At 53.4% G+C, this 4,890-nt stretch carries 5 protein-coding genes; 1 reads left to right on the plus strand and 4 read right to left on the minus strand.

Annotated elements, in window-relative coordinates:
* Positions 1-6 precede the first annotated feature (6 nt).
* On the plus strand, positions 7-357 hold the full coding sequence (locus A3C3_RS42390) for a transposase (protein WP_425337571.1): 351 nt from the start codon (positions 7-9) through the stop codon (positions 355-357).
* A 104-nt stretch (positions 358-461) separates the two neighbouring features.
* Here the strand turns inward: A3C3_RS42390 and A3C3_RS0136985 are convergent, their stop codons facing one another.
* From A3C3_RS0136985 to A3C3_RS40920, 4 genes are all read right to left on the minus strand, one after another.
* Complete coding sequence (locus tag A3C3_RS0136985; protein WP_028740323.1) at positions 462-1,121, minus strand: hypothetical protein; 660 nt, start codon at positions 1,119-1,121, stop codon at positions 462-464.
* Positions 1,122-1,403: 282 nt separating this feature from the next.
* Entirely contained in the window at positions 1,404-1,805 is a 402-nt protein-coding gene (locus A3C3_RS0136990) for a ParB N-terminal domain-containing protein (RefSeq protein ID WP_022719483.1), read from the minus strand.
* Between the two features lie 170 nt (positions 1,806-1,975).
* Positions 1,976-3,511, minus strand: a complete 1,536-nt coding sequence (locus tag A3C3_RS0136995; protein WP_022719484.1) for a hypothetical protein — start codon at positions 3,509-3,511, stop codon at positions 1,976-1,978.
* A partial coding sequence (locus tag A3C3_RS40920) for a thioesterase domain-containing protein (RefSeq protein ID WP_033420041.1) occupies positions 3,508-4,890 on the minus strand: 1,383 nt, incomplete at its 5' end. The genes A3C3_RS0136995 and A3C3_RS40920, both read right to left, overlap by 4 nt.

Raw genomic sequence — 4,890 nt, forward strand, 5'->3', positions numbered from 1 at the left:
GCGCTGATGGGGTTCGATATTGCCGTGCCTGACTTCTCCACCCTGTCTCGCCGGAGCAAAGGGCTGGCGTTGCCGTCGACAAAGTCCCGAGCCACAACATCAGGTCCGGTCCATCTGGTTGTCGACAGCACCGGCTTGAAGGTCTTCGGCGAGGGCGAGTGGCTGGAAAACAAGCACAAANCCAAGGCCAAACGCAAAAGATGGCGCAAACTGCACCTCGGTCTCAATCTTGTCAGTGGTGAGATTNTTTGTTCCGATCTGACCGTGGATGATGTCGGCGATCCGACAGCGTTACCAGGACTTCTGGACCAGATCGGTGGCCCCGTCGAGAAGTTCATTGCCGACGGCGCCCTATGATGGAACGCCAACCCGAGATCTTCTGGCGACACGCTTTGGTGANATCGTGGAGGTCATTATCCCACTGACGGAAGGGAAGCTAACCATATAGTCAAGAAAATAGATCATAGCGCGTGTCGAACCCACACGTTCGGTTCGGCATATATGCCGTAATTGTGCTCAATCGACACAAGCATCGGCACTAGTGCACCATCAATTTCCACCATACCCGAACGTTCAAACGCTATTCCTGTCCAACTTGACCATTCGGTAATTGTCCCAGCAATGGTAATGGAATAAGGTGCTATTTTTAAGATTCTGCCACCGACGGCTATGTGAGTTCGCAGCCAGGAATCCAACGGGGAGCCGTCAGCACGCTGTAATTTGATGTATTCATCCATTGGTAGCCGCGGGTCTCGTTGCTTCTGATTTGGACGAACCGGCACAGACAATTCGTCGAAGCCAACATTCCTGGCACAGGTCTTCAATGCGCCCAACATTGCCAGTGCATTGCCAATACCTCGTGCTCTGGGCGCCAATGTGATTTCGAGTGCACTCATCGTGTTTGGTTTGCGACCGATAAGTTTATCCTCATGCGCCCAGCGGATAACCTGGTCCCAACCGCCGTCAGGCAGTTCGGCACGCCCATCAACGTTCAGTGCAAACGGCACGCCGAAAGCTCGAGCAACGACCTCCTCATCGATAAGTCCTACAAAGGCATAGTCAAGGTAGTCAAAAAACACGGCCTTCCCAAAATACAGCTTTGCAGTTTGATTTTGGCGCATGAAGTTGGGCCAAAGACCATCGAATTTCGGTGAAAAAACTGAGGGAATCAGATCGGGCCGTTCCCGTAATGAGAATACCTTTAAGCTCATTCTTCTATCTCGCGCAAAACCTGTGTCACCTGAATCATTTTAACCAGTTGCGCCCCAGTCCGGAGCTTTTTCTATGCCGACCTCAATTGCGACTTGAACCCAAAGTCGCTAACCCAGAGGAAAGATTAGTTTCGAAAACCTACCGCTCTTGCATGGGACGAGCGATCGGTTTCAAGTCGGAATTCGCACCCTTCAGGAACCATTGTCCCGATCATATCCGAGATCACTCAATGGGATTTTACATTCGGGGAACTGAGGGTCGAAGACATGTTTGGTTGTCTTGGCAGGGAACTTCCGTCCGCTCCGAGCCATAGCAAAAATGATCTCGGGAGTAACTACCTCTCCCGGACGCCAAGCTTCTACCCGAACACCGTGGTAGTCTAGTAACATTGCTGGCAATATCCTCAATTGAAGCCGCTTGGCGACAGCCAGTCTATGATGGCCATCCATTACGAAAAGCTCTCCCTTATGGACTGCAATTGGAGTCTTCCAGAATTTGGCTTGGAGAATCTCTTCTTCAAGCTCAAGAACTTGTCGGTAATCAACCTCTTCGGTCGGAGTCAAATCGTTGGGCTGTAAGAGATAGTAGCGCATTCGCGTATAACCTCCGATAGTAAAATACCTAATGTGTAGCCGGAACCTCGATTTCTTAGTGATGGCGTGCGAAGTTCCGATGGATCACGCGGGTTCAAAGACAAATAAAGCTTCTTCATTCCGGCATGGCTTTTCCAGGCTCCGGCGATGATGCCTTATCAGAATGCAGATCAGTTTCTGGTGAGGAAGGCGACTTTTTCCAAGACCATCAGACTTCGATCGAACAAATGCTTCATGCCTCGTTCGCCTGCGTTGATCGCTTCCACAATCAGGCGTGCACTAAGGCAAAGCCGCAACGCGGCAACTTGGACGCCCTCAAGCTCGCCGCAAGGAACCGGTTGTCCAACTTCGCAACGAACTGACAACATTGAGTCACCGGGCATCTTGGCTTTCACGGTCGAATCCTGGCACAAATGATCATAGATCCTCTTGGTTTGCGGGACAGCCAGCGGATTTCTCCCCGCACGTCGACTTACGTGAAACAGTATAAAAGGAAAAATAGTTGGTAGCTGGTCCCAAGAATTGTGGGTGACTGGCAGATGGCGTTGTAACGTCGGTTGCTCTAACAGCTGAAAATTAGGCGCATTGTTCAGCCAGGAGGTAACCTCCTTATGAAAGTCAAACACGACACTTTGGACATCTTCCTCTGAAACACTACGGAAAGCACGCAATTCGGCGAGCGCAGCTTCCCATCGCAAAAGTAAACCAAAATTGCTGGTTTCCGGGAGTGACTGAGCGCCTGTCCAGTTTCGGGGCCAATCTGCCCGGCAAGACTTCGCTCCGGGTATAGGGTGTAGTGGCCGTTTCTTCAAACGGCATGCCAGCGACTCAGGCACCAAGAGCATTGCCGAAAAGGCTGGACCTCCCAAAAACTTGGATCCAGTAACTATCACCAAGCAGCCGATGGTAAGATAGTTTTGCAGCGTCTTCGGTGCCAATCGAAATTGAGATGCATCGATGAGAATTTCAACACTATCAGGCCAGCGACGCTTGAGATCCAGCGCCTTGCTCGGAGTTGGAGCCAGTACGCCGGTTTTCGAAACGTCAGTCAACACAATCAAAATACGACTGTATCGCGTTATCGCAGCCGATACTATTGCCTCAAGCTCATCATCGACGGCCGCAATGGGTCGGAGACGGGAACCTTCCATGCGAACTGCTATCGATCTAACATCAATTGGATCTGCTGGATTAACCCTTATTCCACCACTCTCGCGGTGCGGAGAATGCATACCACCAGCCAGAGCATGACCGACCCCACTCCCCGTCTCCTCCGATTGGACCATAATTGCCAATGTCTTTGCGACGGCGCTTCCTGCGACCAATTTGGAGGCGATCATGTGAGCGTCGGTGCCAGAAGGGGAAACGATGAGTTCTAGTCCTCGAATATGTTCCAAACCGCATAAGCCAATGAATTCGGTGCGAAGTCTGTCGATCTCTTCTAGATAAACTTCTTCCGGTGCCCGTCCATGCAAGGTCTGCAATATCCTTTGGCGCAGTTTTTCCGCAGCTGAAAATCCGATGTCAGAAATCGTAGATGCGGTTGCGGAACCAAATGAGAATATTTCCCTGTCGGGAAGTGGTTTACGCCCGTACTTATTTGTCATTTGGCCAGCATCAAGTTCGATCCGCTCGTCACCCCCCAAGGTTAACAACTCAGCGGTCGAAGGAAGATGAGTATTCAGGTGGGATAGCCGCTCTGTCATTTGACATCCAGATTGCTGTTCGGGTGGGTAGTCGGCGAATTGTTTAAGGCTGCTGACAGTTGGCGCGCCAAGACCCGCCGGTTTTCCGGAACAGCCATCATCGTCACGTGATCGCCTGGAACGGGCACAGCCTGGATAAACTCCGCGCCCAAAATTCGATCCCAGCCGCGCATTGGTGAATTTGCGTCCGGCGCTGCCGGAAGTCGCGCCCTTCGGCTAAGAGAGTGCTCCAGAGCATAAAATTGGTGCACGCTGACTGGCAGTGATGGCATCTCATACGAATGCACAGCTTGGTGAAATTGCGCGTATCTGATGGCGTCATAGTAGAGATCTGGTCTACCGACGACCGCACCGATTTGTCGCGCTTTCTCAAACAACTGCTCAACGGAACTCTGCCCGGCCGATTGGCGCAGCACCTCAAACCCCTCATCACCCAGCGACTCCAGAGGTTCAAAGATCATTTGCAAAGCGATTTCTGTATCCGTCATCGCAGGCGACATCGCGGGTATTGGCACATCGATGAATGCCATAAATGAAACAGTTTCTTCGAGATAGAGCAGGCGCTCGGCGATTGCATACGCCAGTACAGCCCCAGAGGAATACCCGGCAAATCGATATGGTCCCCGTGGCTGCACTTTGCGTACTGCGTGCGTTACTTTTGTTGCAATCTCTTCAAGGCTTGATCGACGAGCTTCCTCAAATGGCGGCCAAGGCAAAGCGTAGACAGGGCAATCTATGTCCATCTCTCTGACTAAGGGGAACACATATGAGCAGTCGCCATAACCTGTCGGAACAAAGAAGACTGGCGCTTGAGACCCTATCGTGCGAACCGGTAGCACACCGGGTGTATAATGGGATGAATCCAACTCGATCTTCGGAGCGAGGTCTTTGAGGATCGGGGCATCAAAAATGTTGCTGGCGCTGACCTTCATCCCAAGGGCTAACGCTTGGGCGAGCAGGCGCACCGCCAACAATGAGTGGCCGCCGAGCTCGAAGAAGTTGTCGTGGCGCCCGACCCGCTCGACGCCGAGAAGCTCCGCCCAGATCCCGGCCAGCAGCGTCTCGATCCCGCCCTGCGGCGCCTCGTAGGCCCGACGCGCATAGGCATCGTCGTCGGGGACCGGCAGTGCCTTGCGGTCGAGCTTGCCGTTCACCGTCAGCGGCAGTGCGTCCAGCCGCACGAAGGCCGACGGCACCATGTAGTCCGGCAGCAGGCCGCTCAGGTGATGGCGCATCACGCTCGCAAGCTCGGCCCCATCGGCTTCGGCCGACCCGTCCGTCGTCTTCGCAACCACATAGGCGACGAGCCGCTTGTCGCCCGCCGCATCCGCGCGCGCCGCCACCGCGGCATCGCCGACAAGCTCATGCTCCAGCAGCCG

Origin of the sequence: Rhizobium mongolense USDA 1844, assembly GCF_000419765.1 — a bacterium.
In the GTDB taxonomy this organism is placed as follows: Bacteria; Pseudomonadota; Alphaproteobacteria; order Rhizobiales; family Rhizobiaceae; genus Rhizobium; species Rhizobium mongolense.